The 25,931-nt window shown below is 72.5% G+C and carries 21 protein-coding genes; 11 read left to right on the top strand and 10 right to left on the bottom strand.

Going from position 1 to position 25,931, the window contains the following annotated elements; translation table 11 throughout:
• Positions 1 to 6: 6 nt before the first annotated feature.
• Positions 7 to 594 (bottom strand): hypothetical protein, encoded by a 588-nt coding sequence (locus ACQPYA_RS25720; RefSeq protein WP_433529636.1) that lies wholly within the window; start codon positions 592 to 594, stop codon positions 7 to 9.
• Positions 595 to 976: 382 nt separating this feature from the next.
• Here ACQPYA_RS25720 and ACQPYA_RS25715 point away from each other — a divergent pair, with 382 nt between their 5' ends.
• The 7 genes from ACQPYA_RS25715 (at position 977) to ACQPYA_RS25685 (ending at position 9,803) form a co-directional block, all read left to right on the top strand.
• On the top strand, positions 977 to 3,667 hold the full coding sequence (locus ACQPYA_RS25715) for a sensor histidine kinase (RefSeq protein ID WP_433533620.1): 2,691 nt from the start codon (positions 977 to 979) through the stop codon (positions 3,665 to 3,667).
• On the top strand, positions 3,667 to 4,086 hold the full coding sequence (locus tag ACQPYA_RS25710) for a roadblock/LC7 domain-containing protein (RefSeq protein ID WP_433529635.1): 420 nt from the start codon (positions 3,667 to 3,669) through the stop codon (positions 4,084 to 4,086). The genes ACQPYA_RS25715 and ACQPYA_RS25710 overlap by 1 nt, the downstream gene beginning before the upstream one ends.
• Positions 4,076 to 4,465, top strand: coding sequence for a DUF742 domain-containing protein (locus tag ACQPYA_RS25705; RefSeq protein WP_433529634.1), 390 nt, complete (start codon positions 4,076 to 4,078; stop codon positions 4,463 to 4,465). Before ACQPYA_RS25710 ends, ACQPYA_RS25705 begins: the two co-directional genes overlap by 11 nt.
• Positions 4,446 to 5,048 (top strand): GTP-binding protein, encoded by a 603-nt coding sequence (locus ACQPYA_RS25700; protein ID WP_433529633.1) that lies wholly within the window; start codon positions 4,446 to 4,448, stop codon positions 5,046 to 5,048. The genes ACQPYA_RS25705 and ACQPYA_RS25700 overlap by 20 nt, the downstream gene beginning before the upstream one ends.
• A gap of 114 nt (positions 5,049 to 5,162) precedes the next feature.
• Positions 5,163 to 6,200: a lactonase family protein gene (locus ACQPYA_RS25695; RefSeq protein WP_433529632.1), complete on the top strand. Its 1,038-nt coding sequence runs from the start codon at positions 5,163 to 5,165 to the stop codon at positions 6,198 to 6,200.
• A gap of 145 nt (positions 6,201 to 6,345) precedes the next feature.
• The gene (locus ACQPYA_RS25690) at positions 6,346 to 8,109 is read left to right on the top strand and encodes a VWA domain-containing protein (RefSeq protein ID WP_433529631.1); all 1,764 of its coding nucleotides are present in this window, start codon (positions 6,346 to 6,348) and stop codon (positions 8,107 to 8,109) included.
• Between the two features lie 206 nt (positions 8,110 to 8,315).
• The gene (locus ACQPYA_RS25685) at positions 8,316 to 9,803 is read left to right on the top strand and encodes a sugar transferase (protein ID WP_433529630.1); all 1,488 of its coding nucleotides are present in this window, start codon (positions 8,316 to 8,318) and stop codon (positions 9,801 to 9,803) included.
• Positions 9,804 to 9,821: 18 nt separating this feature from the next.
• Here ACQPYA_RS25685 and ACQPYA_RS25680 read toward each other — a convergent pair whose 3' ends face one another.
• The gene (locus tag ACQPYA_RS25680) at positions 9,822 to 10,949 is read right to left on the bottom strand and encodes a PP2C family protein-serine/threonine phosphatase (RefSeq protein WP_433529629.1); all 1,128 of its coding nucleotides are present in this window, start codon (positions 10,947 to 10,949) and stop codon (positions 9,822 to 9,824) included.
• Positions 10,950 to 11,041: 92 nt separating this feature from the next.
• Here ACQPYA_RS25680 and ACQPYA_RS25675 point away from each other — a divergent pair, with 92 nt between their 5' ends.
• Positions 11,042 to 11,605 carry a MarR family winged helix-turn-helix transcriptional regulator gene (locus ACQPYA_RS25675; protein WP_433529628.1) on the top strand — a complete coding sequence of 188 codons (564 nt, stop codon included), beginning with the start codon at positions 11,042 to 11,044 and terminating at the stop codon, positions 11,603 to 11,605.
• A 140-nt stretch (positions 11,606 to 11,745) separates the two neighbouring features.
• Here ACQPYA_RS25675 and ACQPYA_RS25670 read toward each other — a convergent pair whose 3' ends face one another.
• Complete coding sequence (locus ACQPYA_RS25670) at positions 11,746 to 12,363, bottom strand: hypothetical protein (RefSeq protein WP_433529627.1); 618 nt, start codon at positions 12,361 to 12,363, stop codon at positions 11,746 to 11,748.
• 188 nt (positions 12,364 to 12,551) lie between these two features.
• Complete coding sequence (locus ACQPYA_RS25665) at positions 12,552 to 13,811, bottom strand: ROK family protein (RefSeq protein WP_433529626.1); 1,260 nt, start codon at positions 13,809 to 13,811, stop codon at positions 12,552 to 12,554.
• Positions 13,812 to 13,860: 49 nt separating this feature from the next.
• Between ACQPYA_RS25665 and xylA the strand changes: the two genes are divergently transcribed.
• From xylA to ACQPYA_RS25650, 3 genes are all read left to right on the top strand, one after another.
• Positions 13,861 to 15,048 carry a xylose isomerase gene (gene xylA / locus ACQPYA_RS25660; protein ID WP_433529625.1) on the top strand — a complete coding sequence of 396 codons (1,188 nt, stop codon included), beginning with the start codon at positions 13,861 to 13,863 and terminating at the stop codon, positions 15,046 to 15,048.
• A gap of 10 nt (positions 15,049 to 15,058) precedes the next feature.
• Entirely contained in the window at positions 15,059 to 16,537 is a 1,479-nt protein-coding gene (gene xylB, locus ACQPYA_RS25655) for a xylulokinase (protein ID WP_433529624.1), read from the top strand.
• A 239-nt stretch (positions 16,538 to 16,776) separates the two neighbouring features.
• Positions 16,777 to 18,195, top strand: a complete 1,419-nt coding sequence (locus ACQPYA_RS25650; protein ID WP_433529623.1) for an MFS transporter — start codon at positions 16,777 to 16,779, stop codon at positions 18,193 to 18,195.
• 75 nt (positions 18,196 to 18,270) lie between these two features.
• Here ACQPYA_RS25650 and ACQPYA_RS25645 read toward each other — a convergent pair whose 3' ends face one another.
• The 6 genes from ACQPYA_RS25645 to ACQPYA_RS25620 form a co-directional block, all read right to left on the bottom strand.
• On the bottom strand, positions 18,271 to 19,311 hold the full coding sequence (locus ACQPYA_RS25645; RefSeq protein WP_433529622.1) for an IS630 family transposase: 1,041 nt from the start codon (positions 19,309 to 19,311) through the stop codon (positions 18,271 to 18,273).
• 152 nt (positions 19,312 to 19,463) lie between these two features.
• The gene (locus tag ACQPYA_RS25640) at positions 19,464 to 21,119 is read right to left on the bottom strand and encodes a glycoside hydrolase family 13 protein (RefSeq protein WP_433533619.1); all 1,656 of its coding nucleotides are present in this window, start codon (positions 21,117 to 21,119) and stop codon (positions 19,464 to 19,466) included.
• A gap of 64 nt (positions 21,120 to 21,183) precedes the next feature.
• Positions 21,184 to 22,218, bottom strand: coding sequence for a LacI family DNA-binding transcriptional regulator (locus tag ACQPYA_RS25635; RefSeq protein ID WP_433529621.1), 1,035 nt, complete (start codon positions 22,216 to 22,218; stop codon positions 21,184 to 21,186).
• A gap of 63 nt (positions 22,219 to 22,281) precedes the next feature.
• Entirely contained in the window at positions 22,282 to 23,247 is a 966-nt protein-coding gene (locus ACQPYA_RS25630; RefSeq protein ID WP_433529620.1) for a carbohydrate ABC transporter permease, read from the bottom strand.
• 1 nt (position 23,248) lies between these two features.
• Entirely contained in the window at positions 23,249 to 24,301 is a 1,053-nt protein-coding gene (locus ACQPYA_RS25625) for a carbohydrate ABC transporter permease (RefSeq protein ID WP_433529619.1), read from the bottom strand.
• 70 nt (positions 24,302 to 24,371) lie between these two features.
• Entirely contained in the window at positions 24,372 to 25,721 is a 1,350-nt protein-coding gene (locus tag ACQPYA_RS25620; RefSeq protein ID WP_433529618.1) for an ABC transporter substrate-binding protein, read from the bottom strand.
• Positions 25,722 to 25,931 lie beyond the last annotated feature (210 nt).

The raw sequence follows: 25,931 nt of genomic DNA, 5'->3' as shown, positions 1-25,931 counted from the left end.
GTCTCCTCAGCGGGTCGGGGCGTCATGGGCGGCGTCGGGCTGTTCCGGCGTCCGGGCCGCGACCGGCTCCGCGCCGAGCAGGTCGGCGAAGAGCGCGCGGTAGTGGACGACGGCCTGGCGGAGGTCCTCGGTGCTGGCCTCGCCCTGGGCGTTGCGTAGCTGGATCTCGTGGGCGTCCCGGTAGTGGCCGAGCGTGCGGGCGTGCTCGACGGAGAGGTGGGCGATCTGGTCGGAGAACTCACCGGTCGGGTAGCCCCGTTCGGCGATGAGTCGGGTGACCAGTTCGTCGGCCTGGCTGAGGGTCTCGGCGGGGGAGTCGACGAAACGTACCTGGAGTTCCTCCCATGCCTCGGCGTACCGGGCGCGGGAGTCGGGGTCGAGCGGCACCAGCTGGAGTTCGGCGTGCCGGCGTTCCCGGTCCCGCAACTCCCGCTCGGCCGCACTGCGGCTGTCCTGCTCGGCGACGACGTGGTCGTACTCGGGGCCGAAGCGCTGCCGGAGCGTCCGGCGGCGACCGGCCACCACGACCACCGCGGCGAGGGCGGCGATCACCAGGATGACGAGGACGGTGACGACTATCTGCGTGGGCGACATGGCTCCTCCTTCGCCTGCAGGTATTCCCTCCGCCCACTGATCGCCAATCCCGTTTCGGAGCATTTTCCTCACCCGAGGAGGGTCGCGGCGGACCCGAAGGCTCAATACCGCGCGACCCTGGTGGCAAACCCCAGCCGGTCCAGAAAAGTGCGGTTGACCGGTGTGTCGGGCCCGTCGGGACCTGCCGGGAGTCCGGCCTCCGGCGGTCCGTGACTGTGCCGGTGGTTTCGACGGACGGTAGTGCGTGCGGCTCGGATTACGTATCCTGCCCAAGGCGCCCGAGCCGGCGTCCCGGCGGGGCAACCGGGGTGCGCCCCGGCGACGGCGCTGCCCGGCCGAGGCCGGGGAGCCCTTCCAGCCACCCTTTCCGGGCGAGGTCCGATTGAACACCCGCGACTGGCCGATCCGCTCCAAGCTGACCGCGCTGGTCGTCGTGCCGGTGACCGCGCTGTTGGCACTGTGGATATTCGCGACCACCCTCACCTTCGGGCCGGCGCTCGACCTGCTCGCCGCCCGGACCCTCCTCTACGACCTGGGCCGGCCGGGCGAGACGGTGGTGGCCGAGCTGCAACGGGAGCGGCGGCTCTCGGTGGTGCACCTCGCCTCGGCCCGGTCGGCCTGCGACCAGGCACCGGCCAATTGCGTGTTGCCGGCCCTGGTCGAGCAGCGGGCCCGCACCGACTCGGCGGTGGCCGAGCTGCGTCGCCGGGTCGCGGGCGACAAGCTGCGGGACGCCGCCGGGGAGCTGCTCGACGCCCGGCTGGACCGGCTGGTCAGCGAGCTGGACGCGTTGCCGGCCGGGCGCGGGTTCATCGACCGGCGGGACCTCGACCGGGCCGGCGCGGTCGGCCTCTACAGCGGCATGATCTCCGCCGCCTTCCAGGCCTTCGCCGCCATGGCGAACCTGCCGGATCATGACCTGAACCGGGAGGCGCTGGCCCTGACGGACCTCGGCCGCTCGCGGGAGCTGCTCGGGCAGGCCGACGCGCTGCTGGCCGGAGCGCTGACCGGTGGCGGGTTCGCCGCGGGGGAGCACACGCTGTTCGTCCAGGCCATCGGCAACCAGCGGTTCCTGGCCGACGCCGCGGTGGCCGAACTGCCCGGGCCGGACCGGGTCGCGTACCAGCGGTTGACCGAGCAGGCGGCGTTCGGCCGGCTGCGGGCGATGCAGGACGAGCTGATCGCCGCCGACCCCTCGGCCCGGCCCAAGGTCGACCCGTCGGCGTGGCAGGCCGGCTACGACACGGTGCAGCAGTCGCTGCGCGACTTCGAGCTGACCCAGGCCGACGGGCTGGCCGACCGGTCGGTGCCGATGGCGGTACGCACCCTGGCCCGGCTGGCCGGCGCCGGGTTGCTCGGGCTGATCGCCGTCGTGCTCTCGCTGGTCGTGGCGGTGCGGGTCGGTCGTTCCCTCGCGCAGCGGCTCACCCTGGTCCGCGGCACGCTCAAGCGGGCCGAACAGCAGCTGCCGGACGTGGTGGACCAGCTGCGCCGGGGCGAGCAGGTGGACATCGCCAAGGAGACCCCGGTGGCCGACCGGGGCGCCGACGAGATCGGCCAGGTCGCGCAGGCGTTCACCGAGGTGCACAAGGCCGCGATCCAGTCCGCCATGGTGGAGGTGAGCCTGCGCCGTGGCCTCAACGAGGTCTTCCTGAACATCGCCCGGCGTAGCCAGGGCCTGGTGCACCGGCAGATCGCCCTGCTCGACCGGCTGGAGCGCGACGCGGAGGACCCGGACCACCTCGCCGAGCTGTTCCGGGTCGACCACCTCGCCACCCGGCTGCGCCGGCACGCGGAGGACCTGGTCATCCTCGCCGATGCCGCCCCCGGGCGCGGCTGGCGCAACCCGGTCGCCATGGTCGACCTGATCAGGGGAGCGATCTCCGAGGTCGAGGCGTACCACCGGATCGAGATCATCAGCGTGCAGCCCGCCGGCACGGTCGGCCGGGTGGTCGGCGACGTCATCCACCTGCTCGCCGAGCTGATGGAGAACGCCACCACCTTCTCCCCGCCGGAGTCGCGGGTCGAGGTCTCCGGCGAGCACGTCGCGCAGGGGTACGCGCTCTCCATCACCGACCACGGCCTCGGCCTGAGCGCGACCGCGATCGAGGAGGCCAACCGCAAGCTGAGCCAGGCCCCGGAGTTCGACCCGGCCGAGACGGCCCGGCTCGGACTCTTCGTGGTGGCGCGGCTGGCCGCCCGGCACGGCGTACGGGTGCGGTTGCGTCCGTCGGAGGGGACCGGCCTGACCGCGGTGGTGCTGATCCCCACCGAACTGATCACCACCGAACCCTCGCCACTGCCCGAGTTGGATGTGCCGGTGGCCGACGACCAGGCCACCACTCCGGAGCAACGGCGGCTGGCCCGGGCGACGCGGTTGACCACCGTGCCCCGACAGCGCTCCCGCACGGGCCGGCGGGTGGAGTCGACGCCGTCCGAGGGTCCGGAGCGGAGCCGACCGGCCGGCGAGCCGGCCGCGGGCGCGGGCGCGGCCGGGCTGGCCCGCGGCTCGACCGTCGGCCTGCCCGAGGAGGCCGACGGGCTACCCCGCCGGATCCGCCGCCGCGACCCGGCCGGACCATCCGCCGGATCGCAGGCTGCGTCGCTGCCCGGGTCGCCCGCCGGGGCCTCGCCCGCTGCCGGTCCGGCGGTTCGAGCCCGGCCGGCCGCGGCTGAGGACGGTCGGGGCCCGGTGGACACCCCGACGGTCCGGCTGCCGGCGGTGACCGCCCGGCCGGGACCGGCCGCGGCGATCGACGGTCCGACCGTGCGGCAGCCGGTGGTGGTACCCCGTGCCTCGGCAGGGGCGCTCGACGACCCGGCACCGCGCAGCCCGGAGGAGGCCCGCCGGTTCATGTCCGCCCTACAGGCCGGCACCGAGCGGGGCCGGCTGGCCGCCGCCGACGTCCCGGCCGCCGCCGGCCATCCCGGGCCGGCGTCCGTGGCCGCCGCCGGCCAATCCGGAGCCGCCCCCGTCCAACCGGACCGGGCCGCTGCCGATCAGCACCGGACCGCCGACCCGGCCAAGCCGGTGACTGTGGAATCCCCGACCACGACTGAGAGGGACGCCTGATGCGATCTACGAGGCAGAGCGCCGATCTCGACTGGTTGCTCGACGATCTGGTCGAGCGGGTGCCGACCGCCCGGCGGGCCGTGGTGCTCTCGGCCGACGGGCTCCTGCTGGGCTCCTCCGCCGGGCTGGACCGGGCCGACGCCGAGCACCTCTGCGCCCTGGCGTCCGGCCTCTCCAGCCTGGCCCGGGGGGCCAGCCGGCACCTCACCGGCGGGCCGGTCCGCCAGACGGTGGTGGAGATGGAGTCCGCGTACCTCTTCGTGACGGCGGCGGGGCAGGGCGCGTGCCTGGCGGTGGCCAGCGACACCGACGCGGACATCGGCCTGGTGGCGTACGAGATGGCGATGCTGGTGACCCGGGTGGGGGAGAACCTCGGTGTGCCGAGCCGGGCGTCGGTGGGTGGCACAGATGCAGACTGACTTACCCGGGCCCCAGCACGAGTGGCTCGACGGTGACGCCGGCCCGGTGGTGCGGCCGTACACCCTGACCGGCGGCCGGGTCCGGGCCAGCGCGGACGGGTTCGACCTGGTGGCGTACGTGTTGGCGAAGCCGGACCCGGACCTCGCCGCCTACCCGGAGTTGCATCCGGAACACCGGCTGCTGGTGGAGCTGGCCGGCCGGGGAACGCCGGTCGTGGAACTCGCCGCCGACCTGGACCTCGCCGTCGGCGTGGTTCGGGTACTACTTGGTGATCTGCTGTCCCGGGGACTGGTCGCCGTGCACCAGCCGCCACGTGCCACGTACCTACCCGACAACGACATCCTCAAGGCGGTGGTCCATGGACTCCGTGCGTTATGACGGTCAGCGACGGGGTCACCACGTCCCGATCGCGCTGAAGATCCTCGTCGCCGGCGGGTTCGGCGCCGGCAAGACGACGCTGGTGAGCGCGTTGAGCGAGGTCCGGCCGTTGCAGACCGAGGAGATCCTGACCGGGGCCGGTCTGGACACCGACGACGTCTCCGGCGTGGAGACCAAGTCGACCACCACGGTGGCGATGGACTTCGGACGGATCACCATCAACGACGACCTCCAGCTCTACCTGTTCGGCACGCCGGGACAGGACCGGTTCTGGTTCCTCTGGGACGAACTGGCCTTCGGCGCGCTCGGCGCGGTGGTGCTCGCCGACACCCGCCGGCTCGCCGACTCCTTTCCCTCGATCGACTACTTCGAGCAGCGGGGCATCCCGTTCGTGGTCGGGGTGAACTGCTTCGACGATTCCCGCCGGTTCAGCCTGGAGGCCGTACGCCGGGCCCTGGATCTCGACCCCGATGTGCCGATGGTGCTCTGCGACGCCCGCGACCGGCAGTCCGGCAAGACGGTGCTGATCTCCCTGGTGGAGCACGTCGCCCGCCAGCGGGGTGAGCCGGTGCCGGCGGCCTGACCGCCGCCGGGCGGCGGCGCGCGCTGCGGCGCGGCGAGGATCGGAGGTCTAACCCGCCGGTGTCCGGGGAAGGCTCCGGTGGGATCGGCGGGGATCGGCGGAGGGTAGGGACCGGTGGCAGGTCGGGGCGAGGTCGTGCACATCGGCGGGTACACCGCGCACAGTGGCGGGCGGGGTACCGGGATAGTCGCCGCCCGGCGCGATCCGGGCACCGGCGAGCTGACCATGCTGGGTACGGTCGCGGTCACCGCGTCGCCGTCCTTCCTCACCCGCCATCCGACCCTGCCCGTGCTGTACGCGGCGAACGAACTGCCCACCGGTGAGGTCAGCGCGTGGCGGGTGGATCCCGACGGTGGCCTGACGTCGATCGGCTCGCGGCCGACCGGTGGGGCGGATCCCTGCCACCTGGCGGTCGCGCCGGACGGCACCCACCTCTTCGTGGCCAACTACGGGGGCGGCAGCGTGACGGTCTTTCCGCTCGACCCCGCCGGGGTGCCCGGCGAGCGCAGCGACCTGGTGGAACACCAGGGGCACGGGGCCGACCCGGAACGCCAGGAGCGGGCGCACGCGCACATGGTCGCGCCGGGAAGCGGACGTCAGCCGCTGCTCGCCGTCGATCTCGGCACCGACTCGATCTACCGGTACGACCTCGACGCGGCCACCGGGCGGCTGGTGCCCCGGGCGCCACGGGTGCGTACGGCGCCGGGAGTCGGCCCCCGGCACCTGGCCCGGCACCCGGACGGCGAGCGCTGCTACGTCTCCGGCGAACTGGACGGCTCCGTGCTGGCGTACGGGTTGACCGGCGACGGCGCGCTGCACCAGCAGGGGCGGGTGGCGGCCAGCGACCGGGCCGGTCACGTCCAGCCGTCGGAGATCGCCGTCGGCGCGGATGGACGCTTCCTCTACGTCGCGAACCGGGGTGTGGGCACGGTGGCCGTCTTCGCGCTCGGCACCGGCCGGCCGGAGCTGGTGGACGAGGTGGAGACCGGCGGCGAGTGGCCCCGACACTTCGTGTTGGCCGGGGACCACCTCTACGTCGCCGACGAGCGGGCGGACATGGTGCGGACCTTCCGCGTCGACCGGGAGACCGGGGTGCCGGTGCCGGTCGGGGAGCCGCTGACGGTGCCGAGCCCCACCTGCGTGCTGCCCTGATCGGGTGCGATGAATATTTATGCATCCACATTGTGCCGCTGACTCATCACTCAGCGTTACTAAAAAGCGGTCAACTGTTTCTCCTCTGTAACTTTCGTCCGAACGGCCATGGCAGTCCATCGGTCGGGTACGCAAGATGGTCTGCGTGTCAACAGGCCGCCATCGCATGCGTTCAGGTTTCCACGGCGCCGCCGCAGCAGCGGCGGTCGGCGTGCTCATCGTCACGGCCGGTGGCTGGGTGGGTTACCGCCAGCTCGCCGGCCAGGACTGCTCGGGCAAGATCGAACTCTCCGTCGCGGTGGCGAGCGAGCTCGCCCCGGCGGTCGACGAGGCGGCCACCGAGTGGGAGGCGAAGGGCGCCGCGGTCGACGGGACCTGCATCGACGTGACGGTCGCCGCCTCCGACGCGGTCGAGGTGGCCGCGGTGGTCGCGGCCAAGCACGGTGCCAGCCTGGCCGGAGTGGGTCAGGCCAGCGGCACCGCGGTCAGCCCGGACGTCTGGATCCCGGACTCCTCGACCTGGTTGCTGCGACTCCAGACCGGTGGCGCGGCGGCCTTCGAGCCGGGTAACGGTGCCTCCATCGCCAGCAGCCCGGTCGTCGTGGCCATGCCCGAGCCGATCGCCACCCGGTTGGGCTGGCCGCAGAAGGAACTCGGCTGGACCCAGCTGCTGACCCGGGTCAACAGTGACCGGCCGCTGAAGACGGGCATCGTCGAGCCGACCCGGGACGCCGCCGGCCTCTCCGGCCTGCTGTCGTTGATGACCGCCGCCGCGGCCTCCGGCGGTGCCACCGCCGAGCAGGAGCGCATCGGCGCGCTGCGTGCCCTGGCCTCGGGCTCCTCCGCGCTGCGCCAGGACCTGCTCGCCAAGTTCCCGACCGCCGCGGACAGCACCACCCTGGCCAGCGCGCTCGGCGCGGCGGCACTGTCCGAAGAGGACGTCATCCAGTACAACGCCAAGAAGCCGCCGGTGCCGTTGGCGGCGCTCTACCTGAAGCCGGCGCCGTTGCCCCTGGACTACCCGTACGCGGTGCTGCCCGGCATCGAGCCGGCCAAGGCAGCCGCCGCCCGGGTGCTCTTCGAGGTGCTCACCACCCCGTCGTTCAAGGACAAGCTGGCCGCACAGGCGCTGCGTGGGCCGGACGGCAACTGGGGCAACGGCTTCAACCCGCCGCAGGGTGCGCCGAGCCCGGCCAGCGGCGACGCCTCCGCCGCGCCGCCCGCCAAGGGCGGCATCGCCGCCGGTGGGCTGGCCCCGGACGCGGTGGAGCGGGCCGTCTCCAGCTGGTCCATCGCCACCCTCTCCGGCCGGATGCTCAGCATCATCGACGTCTCCGGATCGATGAAGAAGCCCGTCCCGAGCGCCAACGGGGCCACCCGGCAGCAGGTCACCGTGGAAGCGGCCCGGCGCGGCCTGAACCTCTTCGACGACTCGTGGTCGATCGGGCTGTGGGTCTTCTCGACCAACCTGGTGGGCTCGCGGGACTACCGCGAGGTGGTCCCCATCGGCCCGCTGTCCCGGCAGCGCAGCGCCCTGTTGCAGGGGCTGGACTCGGTCACCTCGACCAGTGGCGACACCGGCCTGTACGACACGCTGCTGGCGGCGTACAAGGACGTCAAGCAGAACTGGGAGCCGGGCAAGGTCAACTCGATCGTGCTCTTCACCGACGGCAAGAACGAGGACGCCAACGGCATCTCGCAGAAGGACCTGCTAGCCGAGCTGAAGCGGATCCGGGACCCGGACCTGCCGATCCAGGTGATCATCATCGGTATCGGCAACGAGGTCAGCAAGGCGGAGCTGGACGCCATCGCGACGGGCGCCGGGGGCAACGCCTTCATCGCCGAGGACCCGACCAAGATCGGCGACATCTTCCTCCGGGCGATCGCCCTGCGGAAGGCGCCGGCCTGATCCGTGACACAGGAACGGGGCCTGTGATGCCGGCGAAACCGGTACCACAGGCCCTTTCCGGTCGCACTCCGCCGCAGAAACTGACGGCAATACGTCCGAAGTAATCGGCCACCATGGTTGTCGGGGCAGGATGTCGTCGTGCACCGGCAGCTCCCGGCCTCCACCCGGGCCGGGCCCGGGCCGTTGCGAGCGAAGTGGGAGGGCTGGTGACCTCGGCGACGCTGTTGACCCCCGCCAGATCGACATCGCGACCGGACGACGCCTCGTCATCGAGCGGGTCGCTGCGCACCGACCAGCGGACCTACATCCGCACACTGGTCGTGCTGGACGCCACCGTCCTCGCCCTGGCGGTGCTCGTCGGATACGCGGCCCGGTTCGGTGAGGCCACGCCAAGTGGCGCGCATGTGCCGTACGTCCTGGTCGCCCCGGGGCTCGTGCTGGCCTGGCTGGTCTCCCTGAAGGCCCTGGGCTGTTACGACAACCGGGTTGTCGGCTACGGCGCGGACGAGTACCGGCGGGTCAGCATGGCCAGCCTCCGACTGGCCGGGGCGACCGCCATCGCCGGCTACGTCGCCGACGTCGGCGTCTCCCGCGGCTTCCTGGCGATCTCGTTCGCCGTCGGCCTGGTCGGCCTCGAAGTGGCCCGGTTCGCCGCCCGCAAGCGCCTGCACCGGGCCCGCTCGCAGGGCGTGGGCTGGTCGCGGCGGGTGCTGGTGGTCGGCGACACCGCGCACGTGCTGGAACTCGTGCACACCCTGCGCCGCGAACCGTACGCCGGCTACCAGGTGGTCGGCGCCTGCATCCCCGACGCGTTGCTGGCCCCGGTGGCGCAGCGGCTCGGCGACGTGCCGGTGGTCGGCTCGTTCCGCGGTATCCCGGAGGCCGCTGCCGCGATCGGCGCGGACACGGTCGCCGTCACCGCCTCCGGGGAACTCACCGCCACCCGGCTACGGCGGCTCGGCTGGCAGCTGGAGGGCACCGGGATCGACCTGGTGCTCGCCCCGGCGCTGACCGACGTCGCGGGCCCCCGCATCCACACCCGCCCGGTCGCCGGGCTGCCGCTGATCCACGTCGAGGCACCGGAGTTCCGTGGGGTGCGCAAGCTGGTCAAGGGCTTCGTCGACCGGTCGGCGTCGCTGGTGGCGCTGGCCCTGCTGCTGCCCCTGCTGGCGATCATCGCGCTGGCCGTCAAGCTGGACAGCCGTGGTCCGGTGCTGTTCCGGCAGACCCGGGTCGGGCAGGGCGGCCGGGAGTTCGGGGTCTTCAAGTTCCGCACCATGGTGGTCAACGCGGACGTGCTGCTGGCGGAGCTGGCCGCCCGCAACGAGACCGACGGCCTGATGTTCAAGATGCGTCACGATCCGCGCGTCACCCGGGTCGGCCGACTGCTGCGCAAGTGGTCGCTGGACGAGCTGCCGCAGCTGGTCAACGTCCTGTTGGGGCAGATGAGCCTGGTCGGGCCACGACCGCCGCTGCCCTCCGAGGTCGCCCGCTACGACGGCGACGTGGCCCGTCGGCTGCTGGTCAAGCCCGGGATCACCGGCCTCTGGCAGGTCAGCGGTCGGTCGGACCTGAGCTGGGAGGACGGCATCCGGCTCGACCTCTACTACGTGGAGAACTGGTCGCTCGCGGCCGACCTGACGATCCTCTGGAAAACCTTCGGAGCGGTGGTCAACAGTCGGGGCGCGTACTGACCCCCGCCGGGTGCCGGCTCAGGGCTGCGGTCCGAACCAGTCCAGGCAGACCACCACGGCGTCGTCGGTCAGGTCGCCGGCGACGAACGCCCGCAGATCGCCGAGGAGGGAGCGGACGGCGTCCAGCGGGGACATCGGCCCGGTCCGGCGCAGCATCCGGTCCAGCGCGCTCTCGCCGTACCGTACGTTCTGCCCGCTCGCCTCGACCACCCCGTCGCTGAGCATGAAGAGCCGGTCGCCGCGCTGGAGCTGGAGGTGCTGCTCGCGATAGTGCGTCCCCTCGAACATCCCGAGCGGGAACTGCTCCTCCAGCGGCTGCACGCTCACCTCGCCGGCACGCAGCAACACCAGCCGGGGCGAGCCGGCGTCGACGGCGGTCAGCAGCCCGCTGCGCAGGTCGACCTCCAGCAGCAGGGTGGCCACGTGCTGCTGACCCCGGTGCAGGGCGTAGATCGCCTGGTCGGCCAGCGCGGCCTGGTCGGCCAGCGGGACGCCGGCCCGGCGGGCGTTGCGCAGCGCACAGGTGGCCAGGGTGCTGAGCATCGACGCGGCGACGCCCTCGCCCATGCCGTTGATCGTGGCGGTCCAGACCCGCTCACCGTCGTCGGACCAGTCGAAGCTGTCGCCGCGCACCGCGTACGCGGGTTCCAGCTGCCCGGCCAGGCTGAACGAGGGGCGGATCCGGCTGCGCCCCGGCAGCAGCTCCCACTGCACCTCGGCGGCGAGGGTGAGCCGGCGGCTGCGCCGGGCGGTGCGGTACACGTCGGTGCCCGGGTCGACGGCGGCCAGCTCGTGGGCCAGCGCGGTGGCGATCTCGGCCAGCCCGGCCAGCAGTTCCGCGTCGGCGACCGGCCCCACCCGGAGCACGCCGCGCCGCTCGCCGCGCATGCTGACCGGCAGGTATCCGGCGCCGTCGGCGTGCACCGGGTTCTGGTGGTCGAAGCAGCGCCAGGCGGGGTGCCCGGGCGTGGTCACCTCGTCCCCGTCGCCGAGCGGGAGCAGCGCGGCCAGCCGATAGTCGATCTGGAGCAGCTCGGTGTCGGTGATGCCGTACTCCTGTTCGAGGAGCCCGGCGACCCGCCGCACGAGCAGGTCCGCAGGGGCCGCGGTGAGGGCGGCGCGGGCCTCGTCGACCGGTTCGGCCATGCTCTCTCCTTGATCACGAGCCCATTCGCCGACAGAATCGGAGTACGCTCAGGCCCACCATGGCGGAACTGCATGGTCCACCGGGACCCGAGATGAGTATGGCTGCCGAGCTGGATACCGCGGCGGGCGCCCTGCTGACTGTCTGGGACGGCGCGCGGGAGCGGACGGCCAACCGGATCTCCACCGCCCAGCTTCGGGCCGTCATGCTCGTCGAGCGGGAGGACGGGATCAACCTGCGCCGGCTGGCCGCCGGGCTGGACATGCTGCTCTCCTCGGCGAGCCGGCTCTGCGACCGGCTGGTCGCCGCCGGGATGCTGGAGCGGGAGCCGGGCCGGTCGGACCGGCGGGAGATCTCGCTGCACCTGACCGCCGAGGCCCGCCGGCTCCTCGCCGAGCTGCGCGACGACCGCCGCCAGCACCTGGCGGCGATCCTGGCCGACATGACCCCCGACGGGCGGCAGGCGCTGCTGCACGGGTTGCGGGAGTTCGACGAGGCGGCCCGCGCGCGGGTCGTCCGACCCGTGTCGCCGCTGCTGCCCCAGCCGGAGAAGCCACACGCGGAGCAGTTGCCGGAGGCCCGTGGTGGCCTGGACCGCGGCGCCGAACCGCCGCGTGGCTGGTCGGCGGGAGACGCATCCGTCTGCCGGACGGCCTGACCCCGGCCCCGGGGCGGGGGCCGGACGCCCTGCCCCGACCCGGAAGCGGTCGCCGGGCGGCCGGCCGGGCCCGGGGGGCGATCGGTGGTGATCCGGGGCCAGGCTCCTCCGCCGGAACGCTCAGCGGCCGGCGGTCGGGCTCACCGCCAGCATCGCGACGTCGTCGTGGTGGCGCCCGGCGCACCAGTCGTCGAGGAGGCGGAGCAGCGCGGCCGGGGCTCCGCGGGCATCGCCGGCAGGTGCACGACCAGGGCCAGGTCGGCCAGGTACGGCACCGGCAGCGCGGCGGCGGCCCGCAGCGCCTGGTCGCGGTGTGCCGCCAGGCCGAGCTGGCGGCCCGTGCGGGCCAGGAAGGCGGTACGTCGCCGCTCAGCCCGCAGCGCCTCGACGCGGCCCTGCTCGTCGGTGATGTCGCGGACGTACCAGACGGACCGGTCACCGGTCAGGGCGCGCCGAACTCCGCGCAACCGCCGGCAGTGGTGTTCGGTCTCGAAGTGACCCGTCCCGTTGGCGACCGCGGCCGCCAGGGCCGGCACCGCGCAGCGGGCCAGGTCGGAGCCGGGGGCGAGTTCGGGGAGCAGCTTCGCGGCCGTCGCGTTGACCAGCACGGCCAGTCCGGCGGCATCGATGGTCAGCACCGCCTCGGCGAGCCCGTCGAGGAGTTCGTGGGCGAGGTCGGCGTCCACCGGCGGCGGGGGATGAGGTGAGCCCTGGTCGGACCGCCCGTCGTCGGCGGGACCGCGTGGGGTGCTGGTCACCGGCGCTCGCCGGGCACCCTGCGCTGTCCACCTGTACGCATGCCGGTGCTGCGCTCCTCGTGGTCAGGGGTTCGTTGCCTGGCGGCAAGGGTACCGAGGTGCCCCGGAACCCGCCCGTCCGGGAAAGCGGCCGGAGCCGGTCCGCCGCCGGATCTCCGCCCCGCTCGCCCGGGCGGGCCCGAGGCCGCTCAGAGCCGGGCCAGCCAGCCGGCTGGGCGGGCGATGATCCGGCGTACCACCGAACCGGCCGCGCCCACCGCGGCAGCGGTGGCGCCGAGGGTGGCGGGCCGGACGGTCACCGGTGACCAGGCCGCCGTGAGCACCCGGCGATCGATCTCGGTGAGCACCGGTGGCCGGAGCCATTCGGTGAGCGGGGCGTACCCGCCGCCGAGCACGATGGTGTCGAGATCCAGCAGGTTGACCACGCTGGCCACGGTGACCCCGATCGCCGTGCCGGCCTCGTGCAGGGCGTGCAGCGCGGCGGGATCGCCGGCCCCGGCGAGTTCGGCGAGCCGGGTCGGCGCGGTATCGGCCGGCAGGTCGGCGCCGGCCAGGCCGGCCGCCGAGAGGATCGCCTCCTGGCCGGCGTAGCGTTCCAGGCAGCCACGGCCGCCGCAGCGGCAGGGCGGCCCGTCCGGGCGGACCGGGATGTGGCCGATCTCGCCGCTCCAGCCGCGGGCCCCCCGGAACAGGGCTCCGTCGAGCACGATCCCGGCGCCGATGCCGACCTCCCCGGAGATGTGCAGGAAGCTGCCCGACCCGGCGACGGCGTGCAGCTCGCCGAGGGCGGCGAGGTTGGCCTCGTTCTCCACCACCAGCGCCGGCACGCCGTCGACGGCCTCGGTGAGCGCCGGATGACCGGCGAGCAGCTCCGGCACCGGCACGTCGTGCCAGCCCAGGTTCGGTGCGAGACGGACCAGCCCGGTGTCGTCCACCAGCCCGGGCACGCCCAGGGCGGCGCCGGCCAGGGTGAGGCCCTGCGCCTCGGCGTCGGCGCGGGCCCGGGCGGCGAGCCGGGCCAGCCGGCCGAGCGCGTCGCCCGGGGAGACCGGCCGCAGGTCGGCGCGGTGCACCGTGTGGTGCCGCACCTCGCCGGCCAGATCGACCACGCAGGCGGCGAGGTAGTCGACGTTGATCTCCAGACCGAGCCCGGCCGGGCCGTCGCCGGCGAGCACCAGGCCGCGGGCCGGTCGGCCGGCGCCGGCGCGCGGCGTCGGCGCCGCCTCGGTGACCAGCCGGCCGGCGACGAGATCCTCCACCACGGCCGAGACGGTGGCCCGGGTCAGGCCGGTCTCGGCGGCCAGGGCGGCCCGGGACGGCGGGCGCTGCGCGGCGGCGATCCGGCCGAGCACGAGAGCGAGGTTCAGCTCGCGCAGGCTGCCCTGCCGGGCTGCGCCGGCCGGAGCCGCGGTTCGGTTCACCCCTTGACAGTGCCACACCGCGGTCATTTAATTCAACCACTGAACAAATAGCGGACGACACCACCGGAGGTCTGCCATGGCATCCCGTCCCACCCCCGCCGACAAGTTCTCCTTCGGGCTCTGGACGGTCGGCTGGCAGGGCCGAGACCCGTTCGGCCACGCCACCCGCGCCCCGCTGGACCCGGTGGAGTCGGTGCACCGGCTCGCCGAGCTGGGCGCGTACGGCGTCACCTTCCACGACGACGACCTCGTCCCCTTCGGCGCGGACGCCGCCACCCGCGACGCCCAGATCGCCCGGTTCCGCAAGGCGCTCGACGAGACCGGCCTGGTGGTGCCGATGGTCACCACCGACCTCTTCCAGCACCCCGTCTTCAAGGACGGCGGCTTCACCAGCAACGACCGCGACGTGCGGCGGTTCGCGCTGCGCAAGGTGCTGCGCAACGTCGACCTCGCCGCCGAGCTGGGCGCCCGCACCTTCGTCATGTGGGGCGGCCGGGAGGGCGGCGAGTACGACGTGGCCAAGGACGTCCAGGCCGCGTTGGAGCGCTACCGGGAGGCCGTCGACCTGCTCTGCCAGTACGTCATCGACCGCGGCTACGATCTGCGTTTCGCCCTGGAACCGAAGCCCAACGAGCCGCGCGGCGACATCCTGCTGCCCACCGTCGGGCACGCCCTGGGGTTCATCTCCACCCTCGCCCACCCCGACCGGGTCGGGCTGAACCCCGAGGTCGGCCACGAGCAGATGGCCGGGCTGAACTTCGTCCACGGCATCGCCCAGGCGCTCTGGCAGGGCAAGCTGTTCCACATCGACCTCAACGGCCAGCGTGGCGTCAAGTACGACCAGGATCTGGTCTTCGGCCACGGTGACCTGCTCAACGCGTTCGCCCTGGTCGACCTGCTGGAGCACGGCGGACCGAGCGGCGGCCCCGGCTACGACGGGCCGCGCCACTTCGACTACAAGCCCTCCCGGACCGAGGACATCGACGGGGTCTGGGTCTCGGCCGCGGCGAACATGCGCACGTACCTGCTGCTCAAGGAGCGGGCCGCGGCGTTCCGGGCCGACCCGGAGGTGGCCGAGGCGCTGGCCGCGAGCAAGGTCACCGAGCTGGGCCGGCCCACCCTGGGCGACGGCGAGGGGTACGCCGAGCTGATTGCCGACCGCGCCGCGTTCGAGGAGTTCGACGCCGACGCGACCGCTGCCCGGGGCTTCGGCTTCATCCGGCTGAACCAGCTCGCCGTCGAGCACGTGCTCGGCGCGCGCTGAGGCGGTCGGCATGCCGCTCGTCGCCGGGGTGGACTCCTCCACCCAGTCCTGCAAGGTGGTCGTCCGGGACGCGGAGACCGGCGCCCTGGTCCGGGAGGGCCGGGCGCCGCACCCGGACGGCACCGAGGTCGACCCGTCGGCCTGGTGGTCCGCCCTGGCGGCGGCGGTCGAGGCCGCGGGCGGCCTGTCCGACGTCGCCGCGGTCTCCGTCGCCGGCCAGCAGCACGGCATGGTCTGCCTGGACGAGGCCGGAGAGGTGGTCCGGCCGGCCCTGCTCTGGAACGACACCCGGTCCGCCGGGGCTGCGGCCGAGCTGATCGAGGAGGCCGGCGGCGGGCCGGCCGGGCACCGCTACTGGGCCGACGCCGTGGGCAGCGTGCCGGTGGCCAGCTTCACCGTGACCAAGCTGCGCTGGCTGGCCCGGCACGAGCCGGCGAACGCCGACCGGGTGGCCGCGGTCTGCCTGCCGCACGACTGGCTGACCTGGCGGCTGGCCGGCGCGCCCGGCCTGGCCGCGTTGCGCACCGACCGCAGCGACGCCAGCGGCACCGGCTACTGGTCCCCGGCCACCGGCGAGTACCGCCACGACCTGCTGGAACGCGCCTTCGGTCGGCGGCCGCAGGTGCCGGTCGTGCTCGGCCCGGCCGAGGTCGCCGGCGTCCTGAATCCCGGCGCGCTCCCGGGCGTCCCCGACACCGCCGCGCTCGCCGGTCCGGCGCGCTCGTCCGGGGAGATCCTGCTCGGTGCCGGGGCCGGCGACAACGCCGCCGCCGGGTTCGGCGTCGGCGCCGGCCCGGGCGACGTGGTCGTCTCGATCGGCACCTCGGGCACCGTGTTCAGCGTCGCGTCGGCCCCGACCGCCGATCCGAGCGGCACGGTCGCGGGCTTCGCCGACGCCAGCGGGCGGTTCCTGCCGCTGGTCTGCACGCTCAACGCCGCCCGGGTGCTCGACGCCGCCGCGGCGCTGCTCCAGGTCGACCTCGACCAGCTCTCCGACCTCGCGCTCGCCGCGCCAGCCGGCGCGGACGGGCTGGTCATGGTCCCCTACCTGGAGGGCGAGCGGACCCCGAACCGGCCGCACGCCAGCGGCTCGGTGCACGGGCTGACCCTGCGTACCTCGACCCCGGCGCACCTGGCCCGGGCCGCCGTGGAGGGGATGCTCTGCGCGCTCGCCGACGGGCTCGACGCGCTCGCCGCCCAGGGCGCGGCCGTCCGGCGGGTCATCCTGGTCGGCGGCGGGGCCCGCTCCGCGGCCGTACGCCGGATCGCGGCGCAGGTCTTCGGCTGCCCGGTGGTCGTCCCGCCCCCCGGCGAGTACGTCGCCGACGGTGCCGCCCGCCAGGCCGCCTGGCTTGCCCTCGGCGATTCCGAGCCGCCGTCGTGGACTCCGGCCGGCACCGAGGAGTACGCCGCCGAACCCGTCCCGGCCATCCGGGAGCGCTACGCGCAGGCCCGCGAACGCCACCTGGACCGCCCGGCTCACGCCTGAGACCAGGCCCGCTCCGGGATCAGCCGGCCCGTAGGGTCGGAGAGATCACGCCCGATCCGGGATCGAGTGGCCACGCCGCGCCCGATCCGGGATCGGGCACGATCTTGCGAGGGCCGTGCGGGGGCATCAGGCTCGGCGAGCGGCGGGGGTCCACTTGGATGCCGAGCCCGGCGGGCTGCGTCCAAGGTCGAGGGTGACCCGGTGATCGGGCCGTTATCTGACCCTGGTTGGCTGCCCGCATGACCTTGACCAGGACCCGGCCCGCGCGGGGCGGGGGCCGGGCGCACCGGCTCTACAGCGTCGTGGTCTTCGTGCTGCTCGCCTCGCTGGACAACGTGGCGATCGGTCTGGTGCCCCCGCTGTACGGCGCGATCGCGGAGTCCTTCGCGGTGCCACAGCGGCTGCTCGGCCTGGTCACCGCGGTCAGCTTCCTGGTCAGCGCGGTGGCGGCGGTCGGCTGGGCGTACGTCGGTGACCGCAGCAACCGCAAGCCGCTGCTCATGATCGGCACGCTGATCTGGGCCGCCGGTACCGGCGGCAGCGGGCTGGCCGGCAACTACCCCACGTTCCTGGCCGCGCAGCTGCTGGCGGCGATCGGGCTCGGCGCGGTTGGGTCGGTCGGCTTCTCGGTGGTCACCGACCTGATCTCGCCTCGCCGGCGGGGCATGGTGATGAGCTTCTGGGGGCTCTCCCAGGGCATCGGCACGCTGGCCGGCACGCTGGTCGGCGGGCTGCTCGGCGCGGCCGACTGGCGTCGACCGTTCCTGCTGCTCACCGTCGTCGGCCTGGCCGCCACGGCGCTCTACCTGTTCACCTACGACATCCGGCGGGGCCAGAGCGAACCGGAACTGGCCGACGCGCTCGCCACCGGTGCCGACTACGACTACCGGATCAGCCGGACCGACCTACCCGCCATCCTGGGCCGGCGGACCAACCGCTGGCTCATCATGCAGGGCCTCACCGCGCAGGCCGCGTTCGGCTCGCTGGTCTGGCTGCCGTGGCTGTTCGCCGAACGGGCGCAGGCCCAGGGATACTCGTTGGCGACCGCGACCGTGGTGGGCAGCGTCTTCGCCACCCTCTTCCAGCTCGGCGGGGTGCTCTCCATCGTCGGCGGGCTGATCGGCGACGCGCTGCAACGGCGTACGCCCTCGGGCCGGGCCCTGGTCGCCGCGGTCGGCATCCTCGCCGCGGTCCCGTTCTACCTGGTGCTGTTCTTCGTGCCGATCCGCATCGACGTGCCCGACGGCGCCGGCACCGGCACGGTGGTGGGTGCGGTGCTGGGCAGCGTGGTCAGCGAGCCGACGGTCGGGCTGAGCCTGCTCACCGCGCTGCTCGCGTTGGCGCTGACCTCGGCGAACTCGCCGAACTGGTTCGCCCTGATCGCCGACGCCAACCCGCCCGAGCACCGCGGCACGGTCTACAGCCTCGGCAACCTGGTCAACGGGGTGGGCCGGGCGGCCGGCAACGGTCTGGTCGGGGTGGCCTTCCACGGCCTGCGGGTGGCCTTCCCACCGCCGCTGAACTACGCGGTCGGGCTGGCCGCGTTCCAACTCTTCTTCATCCCCACCGGCATCATGTACTGGCTGGCGTCCCGCACCTCACCCAAGGACATCGCCGACGTCCAACACCTCCTCCACACCCGCGCCGAGAAGCTGTAAGGAAGGGCCCCCTCTTAACGCCTGGTGTATAGCAAGGGCCCCCTGTTATTGATGGGTAACCCAAACGTCCCGTGGTCATCCGGCGGCGTAGCGGACTTCTGGTTTGCCGAACAGGCTCCGGATCCGGTCGGGCTGGTTCTGTCGCCGGCGGAGGTGGGTGCGAGCCTGCGCGGCCAGCTGCTGCTGGTTGGCGGGATTGGCTTGTGCGACATGGTGTTTGATGTCGCCGTTGAGTAGTTCTACGGGATTCAGTTCGGGGCTGTAGCCGGGCAGGTAGTGCATCTCAAGCTGGGCAACACGTTCGGCGACCCAGGTGCGGACTTCGGTACGGCGGTGGACGGGGTGTCCGTCGACGATGAGGTGGATCTTCCGGTCGAGGTGGCGGACGAGCCGGTCCAGGAACTTCAGGAACACCTCCCCGTTGAGGGTGCCCAGGTAGCAGGTGAAGTACAGCTCGCCCTTGTTGGAGATCGCGGCCATCACGTTGATCGAGAACCGTCGGCCGGTCCTGGCCACCACCGGGGTCTGCCCGACCGGCGCCCAGGTGGTGCCCACCGCGGCGGTGGAACGCAGCCCAGTCTGATCCAGCCACAACACCACACCGCCCTCGGCCTTGGCCTGCCCGGCGATCGCCGGGTAGGTCACCTCCAGCCACCGCGTGACGGCCTCGGGATCCTGCTCGTACGCCTTACGGATCGGCTTCTGCGGCGACAGCCCCCACGACCGCAGGTACTTGCCGATCGTGACCAGCGACAACCCGATATCGAACCAGTCACGGATCAACTGCCGCACCTGCGGACGGGTCCACACCAACCCCGGCAACGCCAACTGGTCCGGACACTGGTGGATCACCGCCCGCCGCACCCGCGCCTGCTGCCGCGCCGTCAACGCCTTCTGCTCACCCGGCCGCCGACCACGTCTCTTGGCGTTCAACCCCCGATTCCCCTTACGGCGGAACGCCTCCACCCACACCCACACCGTTTTCGGCCCGACCCGAAATACCCGCGCCACCTCAGCCTGCGACATCCCACCCTGCCACGCAGCCACCGCCCGCCGACGCAGATCCTCTTGCGCCTGCTGGGAAAGCCGCCTCGCATCGGTCACCGCAACACCCATACACACTCAACGATCACGGGATGTTTGGGTTACCCATCAATAACAAACCACCACATGGTGGGGCACCCGCTGCCGCCGCGCGCCGGTCCGCCGGTCTGCGGTGTTAACAAGGGACCCCTCCTCTACCTGAGGCGTTAATAAGGGGCCCTTCCTTACACCCGGACCCAGATGGTTACGGCGGTGGGGATCGAGCCGTCGGGGTTCAGTGGAGCGCTGGTGTGCAGCAGTTCGCCGGCGGGCGGGGGGACAGCGGTGACGCCGAAGTTGGTCAGTACGACCAGGTCGCCGTTGCGGAAGGTCAGCACCTCGTCGCCGGAGGAGAGCCACTCCAGGGTGCCCCGGCCGAGCCCGTGGGTACGCCGCAGCAGCAGCGCCGCCCGGTACATCTCGTACGTCGAGCCGGGCACCTCGCGCTGGCGGTCCAGCGCGTACTCGGCCCAGACCGGCGGCTGTGGCAGCCAACTCGCGTCGGTCGGCCCAAAGCCGTACGAGGGCGCGTCGGCCTCCCACGGGATCGGCACCCGGCAGCCGTCCCGGCCGCGCTGGGTGTGCCCGCTGCGCTCCCAGGTCGGGTCCTGGCGGGCCTCGTCCGGCATGGTGGTGTGCTCCGGCAGCCCGAGCTCCTCGCCCTGGTAGAGGTAGGCCGAACCGGGCAGGGCGAGCATCAGCAGGGTGGCCGCGCGGGCCCGGCGCAGGCCGGTCGCCGCGTCCGGCTGTGGGTCGCCGATGCCGATGCCGTTGGGTCGGGCGGTGCCGACCGGCAGGCCGAGCCGGGAGGCGTGCCGCACCACGTCGTGGTTGGAGAGCACCCAGGTGGTGGGGGCGCCCACCGCGTCGGTGGCCGCCAGCGACCGGGTGATCACCGCGTACTGGGCGGGTGCGGTCCACGAGGCGAGCAGGTACTCGAAGTTGAACGCCTGGTGCATCTCGTCCGGGCGCACGTACCGGGCCAGCCGCTCGGCCGGTTCGACCCACGCCTCGGCCACCAGGATCCGCTCGCCGGGGTAGCCGTCCAGCAGCCGCCGCCAGTCCCGGTAGATCTCGTGTACGCCGTCCTGGTCCCACATCGGCGGACGCGGCTTCTCCGTCTCCTGCCCGGAGAGGATCTCCTGCGGCTCGTGCCAGTCGGCCAGGTCGGCCTGCTTGATCAGGCCGTGCGCCACGTCCACCCGGAAGCCGTCCACGCCACGGTCCAGCCAGAACCGCAGCACGTCCAGGAACTCCGCCCGCACCTCGGGGTTGTCCCAGTTCAGGTCGGGCTGGCCGGGGTCGAACAGGTGCAGGTACCACTGCCCGTCGGCGACCCGGGTCCAGGCCGGCCCGCCGAAGACGCTCTGCCAGTCGTTGGGCGCTTCGGTGCCGTCCGGCCCCCGGCCGTCGCGGAACACGTAGCGCTGCCGCTCGGCGCTGCCCGGCCCGCCAGCCAGGGCGGCCTGGAACCAGTGGTGGGCGGCGGAGGTGTGGTTGGGCACCAGGTCGACGATCACCCGCAGCCCGCGGGCGCGGGCCTGCGCGATGAGGTGGTCGGCGTCGGCGAGCGTGCCGAAGAGCGGCTCGACGTCCCGGTAGTCGGCCACGTCGTACCCGGCGTCGGCCTGGGGCGACGGGTAGAACGGGGAGAGCCAGATCGCGTCGACCCCGAGCTCGGCCAGGTGGTCGAGGCGGGCGGTGATGCCCGGCAGGTCGCCGATGCCGTCGCCGTCCGAGTCGGCGAACGAGCGCGGGTAGACCTGGTAGATGACCGCTTCGGTCCACCAGCCGGTGGCCGGGTCGGTGGGCGGGGACTGGTGCCTCGGGTTGTTGTTCAGGGCGTACTCCCATGGTCGGGCCGTGCGGGCCGGCGGGCGCCGGGCGAGGCGTGGTGACTGTCGTTCAGTGTGCCCGCGGGGGTGCGGTCGACTCCCGCACGACCAGCCGGGTGTTCAGGATCACCGATGAACCCGGTGCGATCGTGCCGGGCTCGCCGGTCGGTCCACCGAGCGGGTCGAGCAGCATCTTCGCGGCCAGCCGGCCCTGCTCGGCCGCCGGCTGGGCGATGGTGCTGAGCCCGAGCACGCCGGAGAGCGCGTGGTCGTCGATGCCGATCACACTGACGTCCTGCGGGACCCGTAGGCCGGCGTCGCGCAGCGCGGTCAGCGCGCCCATCGCCATCTCGTCGCAGGCGGCGAAGATGGCCGTCGGCGGGTCGCCCCGGCGTAGCAGTTCCTCGGTGGCCCGGGTGCCGCCGGCGATGTCGAAGCTGGACTCCACGTCGACGCTCGGGTCGGGGCGCAGCCCGGCGGCGCGCAGCGCCTCGTGGTACCCCCGGCGCCGGTCGAGGTGCGCGGTGAAGGCGAGTTCGTCGTCGGGGTCGCCGGAGATGTGCGCGATCCGTCGGTGACCGAGGTCCAGCAGATGCCGGGTGGCGGTCCGCGCGGCGGCCACGTCGTCGATGCGTACGCAGGGCCAGCCGGGCACGGTCGTGCCGGAGCTGATGGTCACCCCGGGCAGGTCCAGCGCGGCCAGGGTGGTGAGGTCGGCGGCCCGCAGCGGGGTGGCGACGAGCATGATCGCGTCCACCCGCTTGTGCAGGTTGGCGGTGCGCAGCAGCCGTTGCCGGTTCTGCTCCCGCCCGCCGAGGTTGTGCAGCAGCAGGTCGTAGCCGGCGTGGTGGAAGAAGTCCTCGACCGCCTCGACGACCACCCCGAAGAACCATCGGGTGATCCGGGGAACCACCACCGCGACGGTGCCGGTCCGCCCGCCGGCCAGCCGGGACGCGCTCGGCGAGACGGCGTACTGCAACTGCTCGGCGGCGGCGAGCACTCGGCGGCGGGTCGCCGCCGAGACCGTCGGCAGCCCGCGCAGCGCCCGGGAGACGGTGGCCGTGGAGACCCCGGCCAGCCGGGCGACGTCGTCGATCTTAGTCACGGTAACCCCGCTCACGTCCCGCGTCGTGCCGCCGCCGGTGGCGGGCGGCGGCACGACGCCGGATCAGCCCTTGACGCTGCCGGAGAGCAGCCCTCGAACGAAGTAGCGCTGCAACGACAGGAACACGATCAGCGGTACGACGATCGAGACGAACGCTCCGGCGGTCAGCCGTTGCCACTCGTTGCCGCGGGTGCCGGCCAGTTCGGCCAGCCGGACGGTGAGTGGCGCGGTGACGTCGCTGCCGCCGGCGAAGATCAGCGCGACCAGCAGGTCGTTCCAGACCCAGAGGAACTGGAAGATGCCGAACGCGGCCAGGGCGGGTGCGATCAGGGGCAGGACGATGGTGCGGAAGATCTTGGGGTGGGTGGCCCCGTCGACCCGGGCCGCCTCCATCAGGTCCTTCGGGAGTTGCGAGATGAAGTTGTGCAGCAGGTACACCGCGAACGGCAGGGCGAAGCAGGTGTGCGCGAACCACACCTGGGCGAAGTTCTGCGCGCCGTCGAGGTTCCAGGCGGGCAGCAGGGTGATGCCGCCCAGGCTGACTCCGCGCGAGAAGAAGCTCAGCAGCGGCACGAGGGCCATCTGCAACGGCACGATCTGGAGCGCGAAGATGCTGATGTAGAGCCAGTCCCGGCCGCGGAAGTTGATCCACGCCAGGGCGTACGCGGCCAGCGCCGCGAACGCGATCGGGAAGAGCACCGACGGCAGCGTGATGACCACGGAGTTGATGAAGTAGCTGGCCAGTTGCCCGGATGAGGCGGACCGCCCGAAGAGCACATCCTGGTAGTTCTGGAGGGTGAACTGGGGGTCGCTGAAGAAGGTCCACCAGCCGGTGGTCTTGAGCTGTGCCTCCGGCCGGAACGAGGAGACGAAGAGGCCGAAGGTCGGGATGGTCCAGACGATCGCGATGACGATCGCGACGAGGGTCGCGGTGCGGCCGCTCAGCCGTTTGCGTACCCGGGCGGCCCGGGTGGGCCCGCCACCGGTGTCCTGGGTGCCGGCGGCGACCGGGGGAGTGGTGGTGGTCATCTCAGCCCTCCCGTCGCTGCCGACGCAGGTTGCGGATCTGGAAGATCACGATCGGTACCACCAGGACGAAGAGGAAGACCGCCAGGGCGGAGCCCTGCCCGTTCTGGCCGTACCGGAACGCCTGGTTGTACATCTCGTTGGCGATCACGCTGGTGTCGTAGTTGCCGTTGGTCGAGGTGCGGACGATGTCGAAGACCTTCAGCGTGGCGATCGAGATGGTGACCACCACCACGATCAGCGCGGATCGGATGCTGGGCAGGGTGATCTGCCAGAACATCTGCCAGGGGCTGACCCCGTCGAGGCGGGCCGCCTCGACGATGTCGGCCGGAATGGCCTTGATCGCCGCGGAGAGCACCACCATCGCGAAACCGGCCTGGATCCAGACCATAATCACGATGAGCAGCAGCGTGTTCAGCGGCGAGTCCAGCAGCCACTGCCGTGGTTCGCCGCCGAGGCTGACCACGATCTGGTTGAGCAGGCCGATCTGGTCCTCGCCCTCGGCCCGGTAGGCGTACACGAACCGCCAGATGATGCTGGCGCCGACGAACGAGATCGCCATCGGCATGAAGATCAGTGACTTCGCCACCACCTCCAGCCGGGCCTTGTCGACCAGGACGGCGTAGATCAGACCGATGGAGGTCGCCACCAGCGGGACCAGGGTCACCCAGATCAGGGTGTTGAGCAGCACCCGCAGGATGGCGTCCTCGGCGAACATCCAGCGGTAGTTGTCCAGGCCGACCCAGTTCTGGCTACCGCCGTCCATGAAGGACAGCAGCGTGGTCCGGATCGCCGGGACGACCAGGCCGATCAGCAGCAGGAGCACCGTCGGCAGCAGGAAGAACAGCGCGAACATGCCCTCGCGGGGCTTGGTCCGCCGGGGCAGCGGGGCCCCGCTGGCGGACGCGGCGACGATCAGCGCCTCGCGGCGCCGGGCGAAGTACGCCGGCACCACGTCGAGCAGGACGAGCAGGCCGCCGACCACCACCGCGAAGGCGATCAGCCCCCACAGCAACATCATGAATTTCGGCGCCTGGTCGGCGAAGTCGAAGTTCATCAACCCTCCCACGGGTTCTCGGCAGAGCCGGTGGGCCGGTCCGCGATCGCGGACCGGCCCACCGCTGGACTCACTTCCAGCTGCTCTCGATGCCCTGGAGGACGGTGGCAGTGTCCTTGCCGTTGATCCAGTCGACCATGCCCTTCCAGAAGGTCCCGGCGCCGACGGCGGCGGGCATCAGGTCGGAACCGTCGAACCGGAAGACCGAGCTGTCGTCCTGGAGGATCTCCACGGAGAGCTTGTCGATCGGGTTGGCGACGTTGGCCAGGTCGACCTTCTTGTTCGCCGACACCCAGTCGCCGATCTTCGCGCGGCTGTTGGCGTACTCACCCGAGGCGAGGTACGTCTGCACCAGCTGTACCTCGGGACGGTCGGCGAAGGCCGCGACGAACTCGCCACCGCCCAGCACCGGCTTGCCCTTGGCCGGGTCGATGGCCGGGAAGTAGAACGCGAAGACGTCGCCGTCCTCGGCGACCTTGGTGCCCGCCGGCCACTGGTTGGCGTAGAACGACGCCTGCCGGTGCAGCGCGCACTTGCCCTGCGTGATCGGCACGCCGGCCTCCTGGAAGGAGGTGGTGGAGATGCTGCGCACCCCGCCGAAGCCGCCGTTGACGTACTTCTCGTTCTTCAGGATGGTGCCGGCGCGGTCCAGCGCCTCGGCGACCCGCGGGTCGTTGAACGGGATCTGGTGGGTCGTCCACTGGTCGTAGACCTCGGGGGTCTGCGTCCGCAGCATGACGTCTTCGATCCAGTCGGTGGCCGGCCAGCCGGTGGCGTCGCCGGACTCGATGCCGGCGCACCACGGCTTGGTGCCGCTGGCCGCGATCGTGTCACTGAGCTTGATCAGGTCGTCCCAGGTCTCCGGGACGGACCAGCCCTTCTCCTGGAACATCTTCGGCGAGTACCAGACGAACGACTTCACGTTCGACCCGAGCGGCGCGCCGTAGAACGTGCCGTTCACGGTGCTGTACTTCAGCCAGTCGGCCGAGTAGTTCTCCTCGGCCATCGCCTTGGTGTCGGCGCTGGCCGGCTTGAGCTGGTTGCGCTCGGCGAACCGCGCCAGCAGGCCGGGCTGGGGGATGAAGGCCAGGTCGGGGGCGTTGCCGCCGTCGACCCGTACGGGCAGCTGGGCCTCGAACTCGCCGCTGCCCTCGTGGTTGATCTGGATGCCCGTGCAGTCCTCGAACTGCTTCCAGGACTCCGCCAGCCGGTCGGCCTCGATGTCCCGGATGGACGAGTAGATTGTCACCTTCTTGCCGGTGTGTCCCTGGTACTTCTCGTACGGGGCGCACTCCGCGGAATCGGCGTTGTTGTTCCCACTGTTGCTGCTGCTTCCGGTGCCGCAAGCGGTGGCGCTGAGCGCCAGTCCGATCACACCAGCGATCGCGAGGGCCTGGCGTGGCCTGGAGAAGACCGCCATGCCGTCCTCCTTCCTAGCCGGCGCTGGCCGGGTCGCATCCGGTTGACCTGGCGCCGGTCCGATGGGCGTTTTCACATGTAAGCGCTTGCATCCGGCGCGGTCCAGCCCCCGGACGGACACGGACAAGTAACAATCCAGAAACCTGGGCACCGGCCCTTGGGTGCGCTCCCAACTGCGAACACAAAAAACGCGCCGGGGTCGCCGTGCCCG

Origin of the sequence: Micromonospora sp. CA-263727, from assembly GCF_050942455.1 — a bacterium.
Taxonomy (GTDB): domain Bacteria; phylum Actinomycetota; class Actinomycetes; order Mycobacteriales; family Micromonosporaceae; genus Micromonospora.
This window is presented reverse-complemented; position numbering and strand designations above follow the sequence as displayed.